Source organism: Streptomyces parvulus (assembly GCF_014648855.1).
In the GTDB taxonomy this organism is placed as follows: Bacteria; Actinomycetota; Actinomycetes; order Streptomycetales; family Streptomycetaceae; genus Streptomyces; species Streptomyces parvulus.
The window spans coordinates 23800-43205 of record NZ_BMRX01000026.1; the positions used below are offsets into that span (position 1 = coordinate 23800).

The window sequence follows — 19406 nt, forward strand, 5'->3', positions numbered from 1 at the left end:
CTCCCCGGTACACACCCCGAGACCAGATGGGACGCCTGATCCGATGACCGACCGTCCGTACGTCGTGTTGTCCGCCGCCGTGTCGGTCGACGGCTGCCTGGACGACGCCGGCCCTGAACGCCTGCTGCTGTCCAACGCCCTCGACTTCGACCGGGTCGACCAGGAGCGCGCGTCCTCCGACGCCATCCTGATCGGTGCGAACACCGTGCGCCGGGACAACCCCCGTCTTCTGGTCAACAGCGACGTGCGCCGCGCGCGGCGCGTTGCCGACGGCAAGCCGGAACACCCGCTGAAGGTCACCGTGACCCGGACGGGTGACCTGGACCCCGACCTGCGGTTCTGGCACGTAGGGGGCGAGAAGCTGGTGATCACCGCCGACCGCGCCGTCGAAAAGGCGCGTGCCGGACTCGGGGACCTGGCCGACGTCGTCGGCATCGGACCGGATCTCGACTGGGGCCGGGTCCTCGACGAGCTGGGCCACCGGGGGATCTGGCGGTTGATGGTGGAAGGAGGCGGTTCGATCCACACCCAGCTGTTGGCCGCGAACCTCGCCGACGAGGTCCACCTCGCCCTGGCGCCGCTCCTGGTCGGCCAGCCGGGGGCGCCCCGTTTCCTGGGGGACGCCGGATACCCGGGTGGGCCGTCCGCCCGGATGAGGGTGCTGGAGGTCCGAGCCCTCGGCGACGTCGTACTCGTCCGGTACGCCCCCAAGGAGCGTGGCTGATGTACTCACAGCCCCGAGGGCGGGATCTGCGCTGGATGCGACGCGCGATCGATCTCGCCGCGCTCTGCCCTCCGGCCGCCGGAGCGTACTCGGTGGGCGCGGTTCTCGTCGGCGGGGACGGGAAGGAACTCGCGTCCGGCTTCTCACGGGCGACCGGCCCCCGGGAGCACGCCGAGGAGGCCGCCCTCGATCAGCTCGACCCCCACGACCCGCGTCTGGCGGCCGCCACGCTCTACAGCACCCTGGAGCCCTGCTCGCAGCGCAGTGCGGCCAGGGTCCCGTGCGCGCGAAGGATCATCGCCGCCGGTGTCCCGCGCGTCGTCACGGCGTGGCGGGAGCCCAGCCTGTTCGTCGAGGACTGCGTCGGTCACGAACTGCTCGTCGAAGCGGGGGTCGTCGTGGTGGAGGTGCCGGAGCTGGCGGAGGCCGCCAGGGCGGTCAACGCGCACCTGTGGCGGCTCGACTGAGGTCCGGAACCCGGTGCCCGGGCGGCGGAGCCGCCGAGTCGTGTGAATGCGGGCTGCCCGCCTTCACACGACTCGGCGACCGAACACCGTCCGGGCCCAGGGCCTCAGTTCAGGCTCAGCAGCGTGCCCGCGGCGTTCGGATACTCGATCCACGCACTGGACCGGTCGTCAGCGGCGACCCCTGACCACGCGGCCGACACATCCAGCGTGACACCCGCCGGACCGTCGTACGCCGCCGGCGTGACCGAGACCTTCCCGGCCGGACCCGACCGCGGCCCGATGCTGTTCGTCTGCAGCGTGAAGGGGGTGGAGGTGGTTCCCTCCGCGTCACCCAACGTCACCACCACCACGCGGTAATCACCGGCCCGCGGCCGGGGGAAGGCCACCGAGGTGTCGTCTCCCGGCAGGACCACGTGACCCTCCGAAGCGGGCAGGCCGTTCACCAGGGGCCACACCACCATGGCGAGCTGGGCACCCGCCGAGCCGGACCGCGCGGTGAATTCGACGGCCTTCGTGCCCGCTGCGACCGGGACCGTGAAGGTCTGCTCGCTGTCGGTGGGGCCGCCGTGACTGGTGACCGAGCCGTGCACCCCCTCGCCCCGTACCGGTCCGTACGCGGTGGCCGTGAAGGGACGTACGGCGGACGTCGCCATGAACGAGACCTTTCCGGAGGAACCGGTGGCCGTGACCCGCTCGGGCGCCCGGACGCTCTGGGGAGTCACGAGGATCGGGCTGCGCACACTGTGGTGCGCCCCCCTCCAGGTGAGGGAACCGGTGACGAGCGAGCCGACGGTCGCGTCGGCGACGTCGAAGGTGACCGTGAAGGTGCGCTTCTGTCCTGGCTCGGTGAAACGCAGCTTCGACGGACTGACCCTCGCCTCGATCCCGCCCAGCGACGAGACGTGCGCCGTGTAGGTGCCCGGCGTGACGGCCATGACCGTGCGGGTCACCGTCCGTCGGCCGAAGACCTCCTTGACCGTCATGGACGGGTAGTTGAGGTCCGCGGGGTCCACCGCCCGGGCGCCGGTGCCGGTGTCGATGCCGAGCCCTTCGAGATAGGCGAGCCAGTCCTGTTCGGAGGAGTCGTAGACCAGGCCCGGCTGGAGCATGGCCGACGGTTGCACCTCGCCCGCTCCCTGCGCGAAGAGGTCGGAACTGGCCTCACCGGCGGTCGTCCTGGTGGGGGTCGTGCTGGTCATCATGGCGGATTTCACGCTCATCGGCGACCAGGTGGGGTGCTCGCCCAGGTAGAGGGCGGCCAGCCCGGACACGTGGGGCGTCGCCATGGACGTACCGGACTCGTACGCGAAGGCGTGGCCGTCATTCGTGGGCGGCGCGACCGCCGCGAGGATCGACACGCCCGGCGCGGTGATGTCCGGCTTCAGGAGGTTGCCGTCGTTGGCCCGGGAGGGGCCGCGCGAGGAGAAGCCGGCCACCTGGGGGTAGGGGCTGTCGCTGCCGCCGGCTGTCAGGGTCGCGCTGGCGCCGGTGGTGGCCGCGTACGCACGGACGGCCGAAGCCTCGGCGTCGTCGAGGTGGACGGTCGGAAGGGTGTGGAGGTCGGCGTCCATGCTGGACGCACTCAGGTTCACGAGGACCATGCCGACACCGCCGGCGCGTGCGACCTCGGCCGACTTGGCGGTGCGGGCGTTCACCCCGCGGTCACAGACGACGATCTTGCCCGCCGTCTTCGCGGCGTCCAGCGTGTTCTCCGCGCACAGGGAGGCGTCGTAGGCGGCCGCCCCGGCCGTCCTGACCTGTTCGGCCCGCACGAGGGGCTTGGGCCCCACCGCCCGGGTGACCGTCGTGCTCACACCGGTGTGCCGCGTGCCGTCACCGAGGACGACGGTGCCCTTGTGAGGAGCAATCGTGCCCGCCGCCACGGTCGTCACCCATGGCGGGGTGTTGTCCACCGACCCCTCGAGGGGGCCGTTGTTGCCCGCTGCGGCGGATACGAAGATGCCGGCCGCCGAGGCGTTGCGGAAGGCGGCCTGCACCGGGTCGGTGAGCGACGGCTCCAGCAGCGCACCGACCGAGTAGTTGATCACGTCGACACCATCGGCGACGGCCTGGTCGATCGCGGCGATGATGTCGCTGGTCATGCCGCCGCTCTGAAGTCCGTCCTTGCTCTCCCACAGCGCTTTGTAGACGGCTATCCTCGCGCCCGGGGCGACGCCCGAGACGGTCCCCAGGTCCCGTCCGTCGGCGGTGGCACGGACCCCGGAGTTGCCCGCCGCCGTGGTGGCGGTGTGGGTGCCGTGACCCTGACCGTCCCGCGGCGAGACGTAGTCGGCGCGGTTGGCCTCCGGAACCGCCCTCAGCCATGCCTCACCGAAGTAGCGGGCGCTTATCACCTTCTGATTGCAGGCATCCGCTGTGAAACGCTCCCCGGTCTGGCAGGTCCCGGTGAAGGTGGTGCCGTCCGCCTTGTGCATCACGGTGGCCGTGCCGCTGCGGTAGGGCCGGTACGGGTCCGCGGCCGGGGGGCGCTTCGTGCCCAGGGCAGGAGCGTCGAGCGAGCGGCTCTCGGGCCAGATGCCCGTGTCGATGTCACCGACGACGACGCCCCGGCCGGCCTTGTCGGCACCGCCGAGCGAGGACCACACGCCCTTGCGGCCCGACAGGCCGAGGAAGTCCGTGGAGATCCGGTCGTCGGTGGTGTGGTGCAGGGTGTCCGGTACGACGGACGTCACTCCTGCCGTCGCCTTCAGGCGCACCACCTGAGTCGCGGACAGCTCCGCGCTGAACGCGCTGGTGGCTACCGCGTAGTGCCGCCGCGCCGTGACTCCCGCGCTCCGGGCGACGCGGTTCTGCCGCTCCTCCAGATGAGTGCGGTACTGGCGGGCGGCTTCGCTGGTCACGTCGAGCTTCGCGTGCGGAGTGGGCCTGGTGGCCGAAATCCCGTCCACGCCTCCGCCGTAGGTGGCGAGGGGCTGGTCGGCCATCGTGACGACGTAGCGTCCGGTCGCCGCGGAGTGGCCGCCGGCCGGTGCGGCCAGGGCTGTATGGGTGGCGAACGGCAGGAGCGCTGCGACCAGTGATCCCACGGCGACGACGGCTTGGGCGGAGCCGCCGCGGAGCCGCAGTCTCGTTCTTCGTGACGTGATCGCCACAGAGTCCTCCCCGGGTGTGAGCGTGCAGTCGGGAGCGAGCGTCCACTCGCCCGTGCGGGAACCCGGTGCGCCAGGGCAGCCGCGAGCGGTTGGGCACGGGTCCGCCAGAAGTGAACGTCGTCTGTACGTGCCCCGTCCAGATACTCTCGTGGCGTCTTCGGTCTCGATGGCCGTACACGCCACCGTGGTTGTACGGCCCGACGTGGCTCGGTCCCGGGTACCACCCGGTCCGCGAGAGAGGTGGGTCTTGCTCGACGTACTGGGTATCAGTGCCTTCGACGAGGGTGTCTACCGCGCCTTGCTGACCCGTGCGGGCAGTGACGCGGCCGCACTCTCACATGTCGTCGAATCCACGCCCACACGTGTGACACAGGCACTGCGGCGGCTGGCGGCACTCGGTCTGGCACACCGCGAGGTACCGGGCCACTGGGAGGCGACCGGCCCGCGCTCCACACTGACCGCCCTCCTCAACAGGCGTCGGGCCGAAGCGGTGTCGGCGTTCTCCGAGATCGAGGCCGTTGTGGACGCCCTGCACGGCATGTACCGGGCGGGGCGATTCCGCGACAACCCCGGTGACCTGGTCGAGGTGCTCACCGGTAAGGAAAGCGTGGCGCGGCGGGTGGCGGAACTGAGCGCCTCGCTCAGTACCCATTTCTGGATACTGGACCGCCCTCCCTACCTCGACCGGCTGAATGGACAGCCGTACGACGGCTCGACCGAGACGGCGGTCACCCGGGCCTGGCTCGACCGGGGTGTCGACATCCGGTCCATCTACTGTCCCGACTCCATGGCCTACCCCGGCCGTTTCGAGACGGTGCTCACACTCTCGGCACTGGGCGAGCGGTCGAGGATGCTTCCCGAACTCCCCTTTAAACTGCACATATTCGACCGGCGGACCGCCGTCATGCCTCTCACCGGAAGCGTCTACGACAGCATCGTGGTGGTGCACGCGTCAGGACTGCTCGACGCCCTCCTCGAACTGTTCGAGGCCTACTGGAGCAGGGCCGAACCCCTTCTCGGCGACGGCACCCCGGCCGGCGGCGGCCGCGCGGTGGAGGGAGTGCCGAGCGAGGCCGACGTCGTACTGCTGCGCATGCTGCACCACGGCCTCAAGGACCAGGCTATCGCCCGGCAACTGGGCGTCAGCCAGCGCACCGCCACGCGGCGGGTGGCCGCTCTCATGGAGCGGCTCGGCGCCCGGACCCGTTTCCAGGCCGGTGCCAACGCGCGTGAGCTGGGCTGGCTCGAGCTCTGACCGCCGGGCCGCTCGCCGGGTGGCGGCCCTCCCGGACGCTCAGACGAACAGAGCGCTCTCGACGTCGATGGTGACCAGCTCCAGCTCCGGGTTCACCGTTCCATCCACGTCGGCGGTGTAGTCGTGCCTGCGCGGGAGCCCGTGCTGGTCGAAGTAGAGGGTGGCGTGCCCGCTTCGCGCAGGCCCGCCACGCTCTGGTGGCTCACGGCCCCATGACGGACGAGGAGTTCGAGCCGTGCCTGGACGATCCGACGTTTCACGACATGGCCCGGACGATGGTGACCGGCCGGTGTCAGAGGCGGTCTCGACGCGCGTCGTCGCGGCCCCACGCCTCGCTCCGGGTGTTGTAGAAGTAGTCGCGATTCCACGTGATCCTGCCGTCGCGCACCCGGGTGAGGGCCATTACGTCGAAGACGTGAAGAATCTTCCCGTCCTTGTCCAGGATCTCCTCGATCCGATGGCTCAGGACGACGTCGCCCTGCTGGGCGACGTACTTCACGTCGAAGCGGTAGCCTTCCGCGCCGAGATCCCGGCGTGCCCGTTCGAGATCCTCGATCAGCTGATCACGACTGCCGATGGGCCTCGCCTCTGCGAGGACGGACTCCCACGCCACCTGTTCGTGCACGGTCCTCCTGCAGGCGCCTATCGCATCGTCGCACGTGGGTCCGAAGCTCTCCCAGAACTCGCGGACCACGGCAGTCGGCGCATCGCCGTTCACATCAATCTCCGATCATGCACATACTTGTCTAGACAATTATAACTACCGTGTCGGCCGAGGTTCACAGGGCGAGGGCGCCGCCGTCCACGGGGAGCAGTACACCGTGAATGTCCGACGCGTCGTCGCCGGCGAGGAAGAGCACGGCGGCGGCTACTTCTTCGGCCGTGGCCGGACGCCCGGCCGGGTGGGTCTCGGCGAGCTTCTCCAGCATCGGACGGAAGTCGTCGTTGTCGTCGGTGAGGGTCGGGCCGGGGGCGACGGTGTTCACCCGTATGCCCTTGCTCGCCAGCTCCGCGGTCCAGGACTTGGTCAACGCATGCAGTCCCGCCTTGGTGGCACCGTAGAGCGCGATGAACTTGATGCCCGCGGTGCCGCCGATGGAGCCCATGTTGATCACAGAACCCGAGCCGCGTTCCGTCATGCCGGGCACCAGGGCGGCTGTCAGCATGTACGGCACCTTGACGTTGACGGACAGTGCCTGGTCGATCTGTTCCTCGGTCGTCTCCGTCATGGGATGCGGCGCCATGAGGTAGGCGGCGTTGTTGACCAGGATGTCGATCGACTGGCCCGCCTGCTCCGCCGCCTCCTGTGCGAGCCGACGCACCTCCGCACCGCCGAGAGTCAGGTCGGCTTGGACGAAGTGAGCCCGGCCACCCGTCGCGACTATGCCGTCGACGACCCGGGTGCCGCGCTCCGCGTTCCGGCCCGTCACGATGGTGATGGCGCCCTCGCGGGCCAGTGCCTGGGCGACGGCGTGACCGATTCCGCTGGTCGATCCGGTAACGAGTGCCGCGCGGCCTTCTAGACGGTTCATTGCGCATCCTTCGTGTCATGTGTGAGGGAGCCCCGCGACCGGGTGTCGCACCGCGTCGGCCGGCACGGTGCGGTGAATCGCTCAAAGGCTGCTTGACGCGACAAGTGTACCCGTAAGTTGCTTGAGCAAGCAAGGAAATTTCTCTATGTCCGCCGGTGAGAGACCGTCCCGGAGTCAGTTCGTCGAGCGTGCGGCCTGCTCGATGAGGCCGGCGACCTCACCCGGCTGCGACACGGACACGGCGTGGGAGGCGTCGACCTCCCTGATACGGGACTGGGCCCGCCTGGCCATGAACCGCTGCGCGGCGACGGGGATGTTCAGATCCTGGGTGGTGACGAGGCTCCAGGAGGGGATGGTCTTCCAGGCGGCCCGGGTGGCCTCTTCCTCCAGGGCGGCCGCGGCCACGGGGCGCTGGGTGGCCGCCATGAGGTCGCCGACCCGCGCGGGGACGTCCGCGGCGAATTGCTGGTGGAACTCGCCGGCGTCGATGTAAAGGTCGGTCCCCGTCCCGCCGTCGGCGAGGGGGAAGGTGACGGGCCTGAGGGTCGGGCCGAGGGTGCTGCCCGGGAACCTGTTGGACAGTTCCAGCGCACTCTCGCCCGCCTCGGGGGTGAAGGCGGCGATGTAGACCAGGGCCGTCACGTTGGGGTGGCCCGCGGCGGCTTCGCTGATCACCGCGCCGCCATAGGAGTGGCCGGCCAGAACGATCGGCCCCTCGACGGTCTCCAGGAAGCTGCTCAGGTATCGGGCGTCACTGGTCAGCCCGCGCAGCGGGTTGGCGGGGGCGATCACGCGGTAGCCGTCGCGCTGCAGGAGCGACACGACCTCGTTCCAGCTGGACGAGTCGGCGAAGGCGCCGTGCACCAGCACGACCGTGGGCCTGCCGCCTTCGGGGTGCGCCCCGGTCTCCGTGGCGGCGGAGAGGGGAAGCGCTGCCGCGCGGTCCGGGGATCCGGTCGCGGTGGACTCGTGGGCGGGGTGCGAGGCGGGGGAGGCATTCATGGCACAGCTCCTTCGGCGGGGATGGACCGGGGTCGTCGTTCGGGGCAGGTGCTCCGAGGCGCCGACGACAAGCATTAAGCTAGTACACGATTTAATAGCTCGCAACTATCTTGTGCACTAGGCATTTGGTTGAGAGGGGGCGGCGGGCGACCTGGGGCTTTGCGCCCTGGCAGGTCACCGCTTAGAGTAGTGACGTGCATGCCTTTCCTTGCGGAACCCTGTTCCTCGACTTCGTCGGCACCCTGCGCGCCCGCCGTGGTGCGGAGCCGACGGAGATGCTCGCGTCTCCGGAAGCGCTCGACATGTGGTTCGTCGAGTCCGGCATGGTGGACGCTTCGCCCGGCGCCGACGTGGCCGACCTCATGGCCGCCCGGAGGGTGCGCGAGGCCATCTACTCGCTGACGGCGGCCGTACTTGCGGGGGAGCGCCTGGAGGACGAGGCGCTCACGGAGGTCAACAGGCAGGCGGCGGGACTGCCCGTGGGCGTTCGACTGGACCGCGGCGGCTCGCGCCACCGGGTGGGCACCGTCTCCCAGGCGCTTACGCTCCTGGCCCGCGAGACGGTAGAGACCCTCGGCGGACCGGAGGGCGCTCTGCTCCGCGAGTGCGCCCGCCCCGAGTGCACCCAGACCTACCTGGACCGCTCGCGCGGACACCGGCGGGAGTGGTGTGCCATGGAGACCTGCGGCAACCGCGTCAAGGCGGCGGCATACCGGGCCCGCCGGCGCGGCGCGACGAACTGACCGGGACGCCGGAACAGGTGGTGCTCACGCCGCTCGGGCTGGGCACCACTTCCAGGTGAAACCGTTCGAGCAGCTCGTCGGGCAAGTCCCAAAGGCGCAGCCACGCCATTCGTGGTCCTGCCAGGCCCCCGCTGAGGTCCGGACCTGTTGGGAGGGCTCGCCGGTCGCCCGCGCGGAAGCACTGCGGTAAGTCGGAGGGCGGCGCCGGTGACGCTTGACCCGCAGCCACGAGCGGCGAGAAGGGCGGGGAGTCGGGCGCTTGAGTCGCTGCGCCACCCCCGCGTCCCGGTCTCCACCGGGAGCGGGCGGGTAGGTCCACCGAGCGGGAACCGGTGGGCGACGGGGTAGTGGTGCGGCCCCGACCACGGTCCGCCGGCCGGGCCTCGTGCTGCGCCATACCCCGGATCACTAGTGTCCGTGCATGAGTGAAACCTCGAAGCGTTCCGTGGTCGTCGAGCGCACCAGCGGTGGCCGGTTCGTCGCGACCAACTCCGGCGGCGAGTCGATCGGCTTCGGCACGTCTCCCGACGGCATCGGGCCCACCGGCTTCACCCCTGTGGAGCTGTTCCTGGCCGCGATCGGCGGGTGTACGGCCGTCGACGTCGAAGCCGCCACCGGCCGTCACGCCGAGCCCACCGAGTTCTCCGTGGTGGTCACCGGCGACAAGATCAGCGACGAGCAGGGCAATCGCATGACCAACCTCCAGGTCACGTTCAGCGTCGCCTTCCCCGACATCGAGGGTGCGGAGCGCGCTCGCGCGATCCTGCCCCGCGCGGTCAAGGCGTCCCACGACCGTCTGTGTGCCGTGAGCAGAACGGTGGAGATCGGCACGCCCGTGACCACGACCGTCGCGAGTGCCTGACGCCGCCGACCCGGCGCTCCCCTCACGGCCGGGCCCCCGCCCGGCCGAACTTCCCGGGTGCGCGGTGCCCTCTCGCCACCACGGAGTCCGAGCGGGAACGTGGCACGAGTGCCGCGCACACCATGCCGACGACCGCCGCCCCGGTTGCGACGAGGAACGCGGTGCGCAACCCGGACTCCGAGGGCAGCGGTGCCGGACCCGCGTGGAGAGCCGCATGGGCGAGGATCACCGCCAGCAGCGCCGCGCCCGTGGCACTCCCCATCAAGCGCATCAGGGCGTTCACGCCGTTGGCGGACGCCGTCTCGGTCACCGGGACCGCGTCAGTGATCAGTTTCGCCGCGGCCGCCCCCGAGATTCCGGCACCTGCTCCTACGGCGATCGAAGCGCCGATGATGTCCGCGACACCGTCCCGGCGCAGCAGCACGTACCCGTAACCCGCCACGATCAGCATCGCGGAGAGGATCAAGGCGGTCCGGGGGCCGTGGCGGGTGATGGTGCGGGCAGCGAGGGGGGTGAGGAGGAGCGCCACCAAGCCGTTGGGGAGCAGGGCCAGTCCGGACGCCACCAGGCTCTGCCCGAATCCGTAGCCCGTTGAACGCGGGGCCTGCAGGATCTGGGGGAAGACGAAGAACATCGCGAAGACGGCGAATCCCGTCGAGAGGGTGGCCAGGTTGGCCATCAGGACCGGACGGCGTGCGGCGACCCGGAGGTCTACGACGGGAGCCTGCGTGCGCATCTGGTGCCATCCCCAGACGAGGAGGACGACCACCGCCGTGGCGCCGCAGCCCACCGTCCGGGCGTCCCCCCAGCCCCACCGCGCCCCGTTGACGATGGGCAGCAGCAGAAGTGTGAGGCCCACGATCAGTCCGCCGGTGCCCGCGACGTCGAATCTCCCCGGGGCCCGGCCGGGCGACTCCGGCACGGTGACGGCCAGCAAGATCGTGCAGAGCAGAGTCAGAACCGCTGAGCCCCAGAAGAGGAGGTGCCAGTCGAAGTTCTCCGCGACCACGCCGACGAGCGGGATGCCCGCCGCGCCGCCCACGCCCAGCGTGGCGCTCATCAACGTGATGGACCCTCCGATTCGTTCGGGCGGCAGCTGGTCGCGCGCGAGCCCGTAGGCGAGGGGGATCACCCCGACGGCCGCACCCTGCAGGGCACGGCCGACCACCATGGGCCACAGCGAGCTGGTGCAGGCGGAGACGACCGTGCCGACCAGGACCGCGGTCATCGTCAGCAGCAGCACGCGTCGCTTCCCGTACAGGTCGCCGAGGCGACCGCTCACCGGGGTGGTGACGGCTCCGGTCAGGAGCGTGCTGGTGACCACCCACGACACATCCGTGGGTGAGGCGTCCAGCAGGGACGGGAGTTCGGGGAGGATGGGAACGGTCAGGGTCTGCAGCAACGTGGCCAGCAGGCTCGCGGTCGCGAGCGCGCTTACTGCCGCCGAGTCGGAGCGGGTCATTCTCATGCGGAGTCACGCTAAGTCGATATACTTGCCTGGTCAAGTAAATGGTTTCAGTCCATGGCAACGCTCCACGGGCGGACACACGCCACCAGGCGCGCGGGGCCGTGACACGCGTCACGGGAACTCCTCCCGGCCGGCGGAGAGGTATCTGTGTGAGTGACTCGGAAAACAATCTGCGCCGCCGGGTGCGCGCCGGTGAACGGGACGCCTTCGCCGAGCTGTACGAGCGGCACGCCCGTACCGTCTACAACCACGGGCTGCGGCTGACGTCGGACTGGTCGACTGCGGAAGAGGTCATGTCGGACACGTTCCTGGCCGCATGGCAGGCGAGAGAGCGGCTCGAACCCGAGGGAGACTCACTCGTCCCGTGGCTCCTCGGCATCGCCACGCACAAAGCGGGCAACGCCCGGCGTGGAGCACGTCGGCGCCTGGCCTTCCTGGCCAGGCAGCCACCGCCTCCCGATGTCACCGACTTCGCACCCGAGGTGGCCGGCCGCATCGACGATGCGCGCCGCCTGCGCGCCGTGCACGCTGCGTTGAGCCGTCTGCGTCGCCAGGAACGAGAGGTGCTCGCCCTGTGCGTGTGGTCGGGCCTCGACTACGGGCAGACCGCCGAGGCTCTCGGAGTCGCGGTCGGCACCGTGCGCTCCCGCCTGTCGCGGGCCCGGACCAAGCTGGCTCGGCTCACCGATGAAGAGCAAGCAAACACGGAACCGCTTCTCCGTCGCGGAGAGGTAGTCGGTGAGGCCGCACTCGCGGCCCTGCCCGTGCGGGAGGACACCGTATGACCAACCATCACGCCCGCCGCCCCCAGGCCCGGCGCACCGGCGCCGCCGAGATCGCCACGCTGCTCCCGGCGCCGGCCGAATGGGACGTACCGGGCGAGCGACATCTCCATCACAAGGAACGGCTGATGCGTCAGATCGACCGCGACCACTCCCGCACAAGCGCCCGAACGGACTCCGGGGGGCGTGCCTCCCGGCGGCTCCTGCGGCCCGCAGTCATGGCGCCGGTGGCGGCGCTTGCGGTGGGCGCCGCAATACTCACAAGTGTCACCATCACCGGCGGGGGGCCCTCCACCGCCGGCCCCTCTCGGCACCCCGCCGCGGGGGAGTCCGCGGGGACCGGCTCCGCGCTCCTCGTCCAGGTTTCCCGGGCCGCGCTCGAAAACGACGAGGTGGCGGTCCGCGACGACCAGTTCACCTATCGGCGGGCCACGGTCCGTGAGGCGGACCTGACCAGCGGCAAGGCCGTAGTAGGCCCGTTGAGGACCGTGGAGAGCTGGGCCTCGCAGAAGCAGGGGCCACAGCGCAGGCTCGGCGTGGTGCGGACCGACGGCGAGACCCTCCCGGTCAACGCCGAGCTGGGGGACGACGGCACGCCGCCAGGGCTCGGCAGACCCACCTACCGGTGGCTCGCCACCCTTCCGGCCGATCCGGACGAGCTGCTGGCGTACTTGGAGGCGAAGACACCGAAGACGGCCGAGGTGAAGGGCCAAGGCCACGACCAGGCGGCGTTCGAGCAGATCGGCAGCATCATCAACCAGGTGGTGCCGCCGCGCACGGCTGCCGCCCTCTACCAGGCTGCCGCCCGCATCCCGGGAGTCGAAGAGGCACCCCGGGCCCACGATGCCATCGGCCGCAGGGGAGTCGGCATCGCCCGCGAGGACGCCGCTTCCGGCACCCGAACGGAGTGGGTTTTCGACAAGGACGGCCTGACCCTCCTCGGCACCCGCAGCTACCTGGTCAAGAACACTGCCTACGGGAAGAAGGGCACCCTGCTCTCCAGCACCGCGGAGCTGCAGCACGCCGTGGTCGACACGCCGGGCCAAGCGCCCGTCAGCCGCCGGGACAGCTGAACCCGGAGCCCGGTCGCGTCGACGCCACGGCGGCACGCCCTTCTGGGCCGGTCTGGCCGGCCGTGGCGCGGGAGGTCCTCCTTATGGGTAGCCGACGAGGTTGGCCACGTTCGTCGAGGAGTTGGAGGGGCCGCCACGGTCGTTGATGATGTGGCGGATGGTGCCGGTGCCACCCAGGGAGACCGTCACCATGTTCCGGAAACGCACCTCCGGCTTGGTCGGGACCTCGAAGGCGTGCTCGGCGGCGACGCCCGGGTTGACGTTGAAGAAGCAGTAGCTGCCCAGGCCGTAGGCCTGATGGGTGGTGACGGAGTCGGCGACCTTGTAGGCGGCGTAGCCCTGGGTGGTGCCGTTCATCCAGGAGGCCTGGCTGGGCGGGTCGTACGGCATCTCGTTCTGGTAGAAGTACGTCCGCCCGCCGTTGCCGTTCCAGATGGTCTGGTGCTTCTGGTAGTGCTCGACGAAGAGGCCGTACATGGTGACATCGTCGCCGTTGACGACGAGTCCGGTGTCCGCGGTGTTCGTGTTCCAGCCGATGCCGCTGCCGTGGTCGCCGCGCCAGATCCACATGTGGTCGCCGATCACGTCGTCGCTGTTGACGACGAGGCTGGTGGTCGCCTTGCCCACGGCGGCTCCGCCGACGCGGAAGTACACGTCGTGCAGTGAGGTGGGGTTGGCCGCGTGGTCGGTGGAGGCCCCGCTCGGGCCGATCTCCACCAGGGTGCGCGAGTTAGTGGTCCCGGCGTCGAAGAGGACACCGGCGATCTTCACACCGTCGACGTCGGCGACGGTCATGGCGGTGACGCCGTTGTCCGGGACGAACGTGGCGAGTCCGAGGCCGAGGACCACCGTGTCGGGCCGGGTCACGCGCAGCGTCTGGTCGAGGTGGTAGACGCCGGGTGTGACCAGCAGGTCCTTCCCCTCGGCCAGGGCCGCGTTGATCTGGGCAGCGGTGGCGCCGGGCTTGACGACGTGGAACCGGTCGATGCCGAGTGAGGTGCCCGTCGCGATGCCGCCGGCCCAGGTCGTGGCCGTGGAGTTGGCGCGCACGGCGGGTACGAATACCCGGTAGGCGCCCGCGGCGTCCACGTAGAGGAAGGGCTTCTCTCGCACGGTGGGTGTCTGGCCGATCGTGGTGTGGGGAGGGTTGGGGAAGGTGTTGCCGGGCACGCCCTGGCTGCCGACGAAGACCATGTTCCAGTTGGAGCCGGTCCAGCTGCCCAGCTGTGAGTTGCGGGTGAGCCACTGCTGCTGGGTGCCGGAGCGGACCTGGCCGTCGATCCTGCTGTCGGCCATGAAGCCGCCGCTGGACCAGCCGCCGTCGCTGAGCTCCAGGTTGCCGCGGACGTGCATGCGGCGGTAGGCGGAGGCTTGCGAGACCGCCCATCGGTCGGTACCGCCGCTCGGGTTCACCGACAGGTTCTCGGCGCCCCGCCAGAAGTTGTGGGTGGCGTTCTGGGGCGGGAACCAGTCGGCTTCCACGTGCACGGCGCCGTTGATCGTCACCGAGTCCGGCGACTGCCCGAGGCCCAGGACCTGGGTGTAGAAGCCGACGTTGACGTCGGCGTTGTAGGTGCCGGGCTTGAACAGGACGGCGTAGCGCTGGGAGCCGAACTGGTTCGTCTCCTGTTGCCGGAAAACGGAATCGAGACGGCTCTGGATCGTGTCGGACGACATGGACGGGTCGAAGACGAGTACGTTGGGGCCGAGGTCGACGTCGCCCGGCGCGGTGCCCACGGGCGCCACCCGGAAGCGCTGGGCATCGGTCCCGTTGCAGGTGTACTGCACCAGTTGCACGCTGTCGGCCGTCGACGCGGCCGGCACGTCAAGGCACTTGCCGCTGTTGCGGTTGACCAGGTGGTAGGCGCCTCCGTCTTCCTCGACAGCCTGCCACTGCTGGTTGGCGCCGCCGCCGTAGGCCCACAGGTGCACCGGCGCGTTGTCGGCGACGGACACATCGCTGACATCGACGACCTGCTCCGCGTCGTTGCGGTTGTCGATGCGCACGTAGCCGTCGCCGGTAGGGGTGAAGCGCCACTGCTGGGCGGTGGATCCGTTGCAGGAGTACTGCTGCACGGCGGTGCCGTTGGCCGTGCCGGCCGCGCGGGCGTCGAGGCACTTGCTGCTGCCGTCGTTCACCACCGTCGACCAGCCAGGTGGCAGGGCGGCCGCGGCCGGGTGGCCGTCGGTGGCCGCCTGGGCCGGCTGGAGGGCGGTGAGGACCGAGACCAGGGTCGCGACGGCGGCCAGGGCGGCGGTCCACGCAGGGCGGGGACGGCCCGGGGCGGCGCCGAGACCGCCGCCCCGGGCAGGTCGGGCGTATGGGGGCATGTCTGCTCCTCCTGCCGCCGAAGCGGCCAGAGTGGAAAGTGAGGAAGCGCTGCGGTCAGCCGTTGTACTGCGCGAAGACGCGCGTGAAGTCCCAGGGCTGCTGGGAGACGCCCGAGCAGGTGTCGGCTCCGCCGCCGGTGCAGGGCCGGTCGCGGTTGACCGACCAGAAGGTCAGGCGCGCCAGGTGCCGCTGCTGCGCGTAGGCGAGGATGGTGCGGAAGTCGGCGACGGTCACGGTCTCGTCGTTGTCGGTGATGCCGTTCATCGAGGAGATACCGGTGTGCCGGTAGGCCTGGTCGTCCGTGTAGCCGTAGGCGTTCTTCACCGCGGTCTTGAGGCCTTCGGCGGCGCGGACGGTGAGCTGGCCCATGTTCTGGCCCGCCGCGCCGAAGTTGAACGGCATGATCGTCCAGCTGTCGACGGTCAGGCCCGACGCCGCTGCCCTGCCGATGAGGCTGCTGTCGGGGCCGTTCTGACCGGTGCCGAAGGTGACGTACACCTTGATGCCGGGGTTGTTGGCCTTGACGGTCTTGAGCGCGTCGACCGTGCGCTGCTGCACGGTGGGGCTGTCGTAGGCCGCGGCCTCGATGTCGATGTCGATCGCCTTGAGCCCGTAGGCGTTGATCACCTTCTGGTAGGCGGCGGCCAGTTCACCCGCGCTGCCGCAGGAGCTTTCCAGTTTGTTGCCGCTCCAGCCGCCGAAGGACGGGATGACGTCGCCTCCGGCTGCGCGGACGGTGTTGACGGTCTGCTGGTCGACGCCTCCGGTCAGCGGGCGGCCGCCGTCCCACTGGGGATTGCAGTAGCCGTTGCTGAGGACGAACGCGAGCGTGAACCACTTGACCCCGGTCGCGTTCATCACGGTGGTGGGGTTCGGCGGGCTGCCCCAGCCGTTGTAGAGGTAGGGGGCGACCGCCATCGCTCCCGGTCCGGGTGTCGGCGGCTCACCGTCCGCGGCCGGGGCCGTCCACTTCTGGTTGGCGGACCCGGTGCACGTCCAGATCTGCAGAGGGGTGCCGTTGGCGGAGCTGTTTCCGGTCGCGTCGAGGCACTTGTCCGCCTGGGGATTGACGATGTCCCGGGCCGCGGTGACGGTCCACCGCTGCGCGGCGGTGCCGTTGCAGTCCCACAGTTGGGTGCGGGTGCCGTTGGCGACGCCGCCCGACGCGACATCCAGACATTTGCCCAGCGCACGGATGGTGCCGTCGGAGCCTACGCTCCACTGCTGAGCGGCGCTGTCGTTGCAGGTGTAGAGCTGTACGGCCGTGCCGTTGGCCGTTTCGGCGCCGGCCACGTCGACGCAGGTGCCGCCGATGCCGGTGATCCGGCCAGTGGCCTGGGCGGCGGCGCTCGCGGGGGCGGCGCTCAGTCCCGCGAGCAGGGCGGCGGCCGCTACGGCACAGGCCGTGCCATGAGAGGCCGGTCGGCGAAGAGAAGGTATGCCCATGAGTGCTGTCCTGTTCTGCTGCGCGCATCCGACCAGGCTCCGGCTTGGGACGTGGGCGCCGAGCTATGGCGAGTCCATGACATTCATGAAGCCGTGAGGGTGGCGCGCAATGCTGGTGGGGGAGACAGACAGTAAACCTTACTAACTTCAATGCATGATTTAAGAAGTGAGACTAGTGGCCTGTCAAGTACCTGACACGGCTGAGTCGTTGAGCCCGGATTCCGGAACGTGTCATCCGCCGCCGCACCTGACGGCGTTGTCAGGGGTGGAGAGGCGCCCTCCACCCCACCCCGTTTGAACGATTCCCAAGGAGTCCCGCACCATGACACGCAGCAGAAGCAGAAGGTACGTTGGCGCTCTCGTCTGCGCCATCACCCTGGCCGGAGCTCCCGCGGCGGCTCAGGCCGCCGAACCGGAGCGGCCGTCCACGACGGCACGATTGCAGGACCGGTCCGTGGAGAAGAGCCGGGCCGCGGCAGCGTCGGAGCGGGTAGTGACCCCCGGTGAGCGGGTTCGGGCCGGAGCGGGCGTCGAGCTGTGGCTCACCGAGGAGGGCAAGCACTGGTCGACACCGGAGGTGGAGCACCAGTTCCGCAGCGTGGTCGACGGCAACATCGATCTGCACACTCCCAGCATCGGAATGACGGCGGAGACGGTGGGCGACCGCTACTTCCTCTCCGGCATCCATGTGACCGGGCACCCCTCGGTCCGAGTCGTCGTCCGCACCAGTGACGGCGAGGTCACAGCCTCCGTCGTGCGGTTGCCCGGCAGACCCGGTTGGGGTGTCTGGTACACCGACGTCGCGCTCCACGAGAACCTCACCATCGACCGCGTCACCCTTCAGCACGAGAGCGGGAGGGAGATCGCCTCCCTGACCCCCTCCCGTCCGTAGCCGCACAGGCGACCGCAGGGGACGGCCGTAGGGGCGAGGAGCGGCTCTGTTCCGTTTCTCGCCCCGAAGCCGCCCCGCCGGTGCGTCTCCCCGTCATCTCCCACGCCCCCGACTTCCGAGGAACCGCGTCGTGACGCACGAGAGCCACGCCGACTTCGCCGATTTCGCCGCCGTGGCCTGGCCCCGCCTGGTGCGCACGGCTCACCTGCTCACCGGTGACTTCCACGAGGCCGAGGACCCCGTCCAGACCACGTTGGCCAAGATGTACGCGCGGTGGGGGAAGATCCCACGCGACGAGGTCGACGTGTACATACGGCGGGCCCTGATCAACAACAACATCAGCCGGGTACGCAAGAAGCGCATAGCCCACCTCCTGATGCCCTTCCTCCCCGAGTCGGTGCACCGGTCGCACACCGGCGACGCCGAGGCCGTCGAACGCAGTGCCGTCGTCGTCCAGGCCTTGTCGGTCCTGTCCGCCCGCCAGCGGGCCGTCATGGTGCTGCGCTATTGGGAGGACCTGACCGAGCAAGAGATCGCCGAGGTCCTGAACTGCTCCGTGGGCACGGTGAAGACGCACGCCCGCCGCGGACTGACGGTCCTGCGCGCCCACCCCCTGCTCACCCTCCACCCATCCGAACAGGAAGCGAGGCGCTGATGTCCCGGACCTCCCCGCAGCACCGGCGCGAGGCCGAGCGGCTGCACGACGTCCTGGCCGTGGCGGCCGACACCCTCAAGCCCTCACCGGTACCGCTGGCCGCGATCGTGCGGGTGGGCCGTGCCCGGCGGCGTCGCCGTACGGTTGGGCTGGTCATCGGCTGCGGCCTGCTGCTGGCACCACCGGCCGTCGCCGGATTCGGCGTCGCCCTCCCGGACCACGCTCCTCCTGCGCCGGGCCAAGCGGCGACGCGGCCCACTCCACCCGACACGTTCGACCCGGTCGTGTTCCGAGTGGTGGCGCCGGGTGAACGTGTACGGACCGGCACGGGCCCCGAGTTGTGGCTGACCGAGAAAGGCCTGCACCGGTCCACGCCCGGGACGCCGGACCAGTACCAGGCAGTGGGCGACCGTGCCCGCGAACACCCGCGGCCCACCGTGGGGATGACCGCGGACACCGTGGGCGACCGCTACTTCCTCTCGGGGCTCTACACCGGCGATCTCCGAGCCGGCCGCGTCATCGTCGAGAGTGCCGGTGGTCCCCTCACCGCCACAGTGGTGCGGCTGCCCGGCACGCCCGGCTGGGGTGCCTGGTACGCCGAACTCCCCCTGCGCGGCAGCCTGGCCGTCCACCGCGTCACCCTCTACGACGAACGCGGGAGGGAGGTCACCTCCTTGCGGCCGGCCTCGCCGTGATCCGGCGCTCCTCGGGCTTCCCGTCCTTGCCCAAGGGGGCGGGCCGCGGCCGATGACGGCTCCTACATGGCGCGCAGGCCGCGGTCGGTGAAGTCGATGAGCCATTCGAAGCTCGTGTCGACGTCGGTGTTCCAGTTGAAGCCGCCCGCGGCCTCCAGGGTGGCGAAACCGTGGCAGGTGCTCCGGACCATCCGCAAGGCGTGGTCCATGCCCGCTTCGTCGATCTCGTAGCCGCGCAGAACGGCCCGGAGAGCGTCGAAAAGCCGTGTGGTGGCGAGCGTCATCGGATCCTCCGGGCCGGTGGGCTCCACACCGGTCGTCGCGGCGTAGCGGCCCGGGTGCGCGATCACCAGGCCGCGGAAGGC

18 protein-coding genes and 1 pseudogene are annotated in these 19406 nt (G+C 70.2%); 10 read left to right on the forward strand and 9 right to left on the reverse strand.

Features of this window, described 5'->3' with window-relative positions:
* Window positions 1-43: 43 nt before the first annotated feature.
* Together IE108_RS35275 and IE108_RS35280 are read left to right on the forward strand one after the other, a co-directional pair.
* The gene (locus IE108_RS35275; protein WP_064732399.1) at window positions 44-724 is read left to right on the forward strand and encodes a RibD family protein; all 681 of its coding nucleotides are present in this window, start codon (window positions 44-46) and stop codon (window positions 722-724) included.
* Entirely contained in the window at window positions 724-1191 is a 468-nt protein-coding gene (locus IE108_RS35280; protein WP_064732400.1) for a cytidine/deoxycytidylate deaminase family protein, read from the forward strand. Before IE108_RS35275 ends, IE108_RS35280 begins: the two co-directional genes overlap by 1 nt.
* Window positions 1192-1295: 104 nt before the next feature.
* Here the strand turns inward: IE108_RS35280 and IE108_RS33475 are convergent, their stop codons facing one another.
* A complete protein-coding gene (locus IE108_RS33475; RefSeq protein ID WP_229852668.1) occupies window positions 1296-4238 on the reverse strand; it encodes a S8 family serine peptidase in 2943 nt (980 codons plus the stop codon).
* 430 nt (window positions 4239-4668) lie between these two features.
* On the opposite strand from IE108_RS33475, the gene IE108_RS33480 reads away from it, so the two are divergent.
* Window positions 4669-5559: a helix-turn-helix transcriptional regulator gene (locus IE108_RS33480; protein WP_229852671.1), complete on the forward strand. Its 891-nt coding sequence runs from the start codon at window positions 4669-4671 to the stop codon at window positions 5557-5559.
* A 292-nt stretch (window positions 5560-5851) separates the two neighbouring features.
* On the opposite strand, the gene IE108_RS33485 is transcribed toward IE108_RS33480, so the two are convergent.
* The 3 genes from IE108_RS33485 to IE108_RS33495 form a co-directional block, all read right to left on the reverse strand.
* Entirely contained in the window at window positions 5852-6184 is a 333-nt protein-coding gene (locus IE108_RS33485) for a hypothetical protein (protein WP_373297091.1), read from the reverse strand.
* A gap of 154 nt (window positions 6185-6338) precedes the next feature.
* On the reverse strand, window positions 6339-7091 hold the full coding sequence (locus IE108_RS33490) for an SDR family NAD(P)-dependent oxidoreductase (RefSeq protein ID WP_064732403.1): 753 nt from the start codon (window positions 7089-7091) through the stop codon (window positions 6339-6341).
* A 174-nt stretch (window positions 7092-7265) separates the two neighbouring features.
* Window positions 7266-8093: an alpha/beta fold hydrolase gene (locus IE108_RS33495; protein ID WP_079163938.1), complete on the reverse strand. Its 828-nt coding sequence runs from the start codon at window positions 8091-8093 to the stop codon at window positions 7266-7268.
* Window positions 8094-8287: 194 nt separating this feature from the next.
* Here IE108_RS33495 and IE108_RS33500 point away from each other — a divergent pair, with 194 nt between their 5' ends.
* The gene (locus tag IE108_RS33500) at window positions 8288-8836 is read left to right on the forward strand and encodes a CGNR zinc finger domain-containing protein (protein WP_064732405.1); all 549 of its coding nucleotides are present in this window, start codon (window positions 8288-8290) and stop codon (window positions 8834-8836) included.
* A 5-nt stretch (window positions 8837-8841) separates the two neighbouring features.
* Here the strand turns inward: IE108_RS33500 and IE108_RS33505 are convergent.
* Window positions 8842-8936 (reverse strand): annotated as a pseudogene (locus IE108_RS33505) (dihydrofolate reductase family protein); the annotation flags it as partial.
* 321 nt (window positions 8937-9257) lie between these two features.
* Between IE108_RS33505 and IE108_RS33510 the strand changes: the two are divergent.
* Window positions 9258-9698: an OsmC family protein gene (locus IE108_RS33510; protein WP_064732406.1), complete on the forward strand. Its 441-nt coding sequence runs from the start codon at window positions 9258-9260 to the stop codon at window positions 9696-9698.
* Between the two features lie 22 nt (window positions 9699-9720).
* Here the strand turns inward: IE108_RS33510 and IE108_RS33515 are convergent, their stop codons facing one another.
* Complete coding sequence (locus IE108_RS33515; RefSeq protein ID WP_064732407.1) at window positions 9721-11166, reverse strand: MFS transporter; 1446 nt, start codon at window positions 11164-11166, stop codon at window positions 9721-9723.
* Window positions 11167-11336: 170 nt separating this feature from the next.
* Here IE108_RS33515 and IE108_RS33520 point away from each other — a divergent pair, with 170 nt between their 5' ends.
* Both IE108_RS33520 and IE108_RS33525 read left to right on the forward strand, forming a co-directional pair.
* The gene (locus IE108_RS33520; RefSeq protein ID WP_064732534.1) at window positions 11337-11951 is read left to right on the forward strand and encodes an RNA polymerase sigma factor; all 615 of its coding nucleotides are present in this window, start codon (window positions 11337-11339) and stop codon (window positions 11949-11951) included.
* A complete protein-coding gene (locus tag IE108_RS33525) occupies window positions 11948-13021 on the forward strand; it encodes a CU044_5270 family protein (RefSeq protein ID WP_064732408.1) in 1074 nt (357 codons plus the stop codon). Before IE108_RS33520 ends, IE108_RS33525 begins: the two co-directional genes overlap by 4 nt.
* 81 nt (window positions 13022-13102) lie before the next feature.
* On the opposite strand, the gene IE108_RS33530 is transcribed toward IE108_RS33525, so the two are convergent.
* A complete protein-coding gene (locus tag IE108_RS33530; protein ID WP_064732409.1) occupies window positions 13103-15352 on the reverse strand; it encodes an RICIN domain-containing protein in 2250 nt (749 codons plus the stop codon).
* A 55-nt stretch (window positions 15353-15407) separates the two neighbouring features.
* Entirely contained in the window at window positions 15408-16799 is a 1392-nt protein-coding gene (locus IE108_RS33535; protein WP_064732410.1) for a chitinase, read from the reverse strand.
* Between the two features lie 322 nt (window positions 16800-17121).
* Here IE108_RS33535 and IE108_RS33540 point away from each other — a divergent pair, with 322 nt between their 5' ends.
* From IE108_RS33540 to IE108_RS33550, 3 genes are all read left to right on the forward strand, one after another.
* Window positions 17122-17691 (forward strand): hypothetical protein, encoded by a 570-nt coding sequence (locus tag IE108_RS33540; RefSeq protein ID WP_159394667.1) that lies wholly within the window; start codon window positions 17122-17124, stop codon window positions 17689-17691.
* 130 nt (window positions 17692-17821) lie between these two features.
* Window positions 17822-18346, forward strand: a complete 525-nt coding sequence (locus IE108_RS33545) for a SigE family RNA polymerase sigma factor (RefSeq protein WP_064732412.1) — start codon at window positions 17822-17824, stop codon at window positions 18344-18346.
* Entirely contained in the window at window positions 18346-19041 is a 696-nt protein-coding gene (locus IE108_RS33550) for a hypothetical protein (RefSeq protein ID WP_064732413.1), read from the forward strand. The genes IE108_RS33545 and IE108_RS33550 overlap by 1 nt, the downstream gene beginning before the upstream one ends.
* Before the next feature lie 62 nt (window positions 19042-19103).
* Here the strand turns inward: IE108_RS33550 and IE108_RS33555 are convergent.
* Window positions 19104-19406: TetR-like C-terminal domain-containing protein (locus tag IE108_RS33555; RefSeq protein ID WP_189397829.1), on the reverse strand; the 303-nt coding region annotated here is incomplete at its 5' end.

Coding starts and splice junctions, on each gene's coding strand:
- IE108_RS35275 (WP_064732399.1), top strand. CDS start 44: ATGACCGACCGTCCGTACGTCGTGTTGTCCGCCGCCGTGTCGGTCGAC.
- IE108_RS35280 (WP_064732400.1), top strand. CDS start 724: ATGTACTCACAGCCCCGAGGGCGGGATCTGCGCTGGATGCGACGCGCG.
- IE108_RS33490 (WP_064732403.1), bottom strand. CDS start 7,091: ATGAACCGTCTAGAAGGCCGCGCGGCACTCGTTACCGGATCGACCAGC.
- IE108_RS33495 (WP_079163938.1), bottom strand. CDS start 8,093: ATGAATGCCTCCCCCGCCTCGCACCCCGCCCACGAGTCCACCGCGACC.
- IE108_RS33510 (WP_064732406.1), top strand. CDS start 9,258: ATGAGTGAAACCTCGAAGCGTTCCGTGGTCGTCGAGCGCACCAGCGGT.
- IE108_RS33515 (WP_064732407.1), bottom strand. CDS start 11,166: ATGAGAATGACCCGCTCCGACTCGGCGGCAGTAAGCGCGCTCGCGACC.
- IE108_RS33525 (WP_064732408.1), top strand. CDS start 11,948: ATGACCAACCATCACGCCCGCCGCCCCCAGGCCCGGCGCACCGGCGCC.
- IE108_RS33530 (WP_064732409.1), bottom strand. CDS start 15,352: ATGCCCCCATACGCCCGACCTGCCCGGGGCGGCGGTCTCGGCGCCGCC.
- IE108_RS33535 (WP_064732410.1), bottom strand. CDS start 16,799: ATGGGCATACCTTCTCTTCGCCGACCGGCCTCTCATGGCACGGCCTGT.
- IE108_RS33540 (WP_159394667.1), top strand. CDS start 17,122: ATGACACGCAGCAGAAGCAGAAGGTACGTTGGCGCTCTCGTCTGCGCC.
- IE108_RS33550 (WP_064732413.1), top strand. CDS start 18,346: ATGTCCCGGACCTCCCCGCAGCACCGGCGCGAGGCCGAGCGGCTGCAC.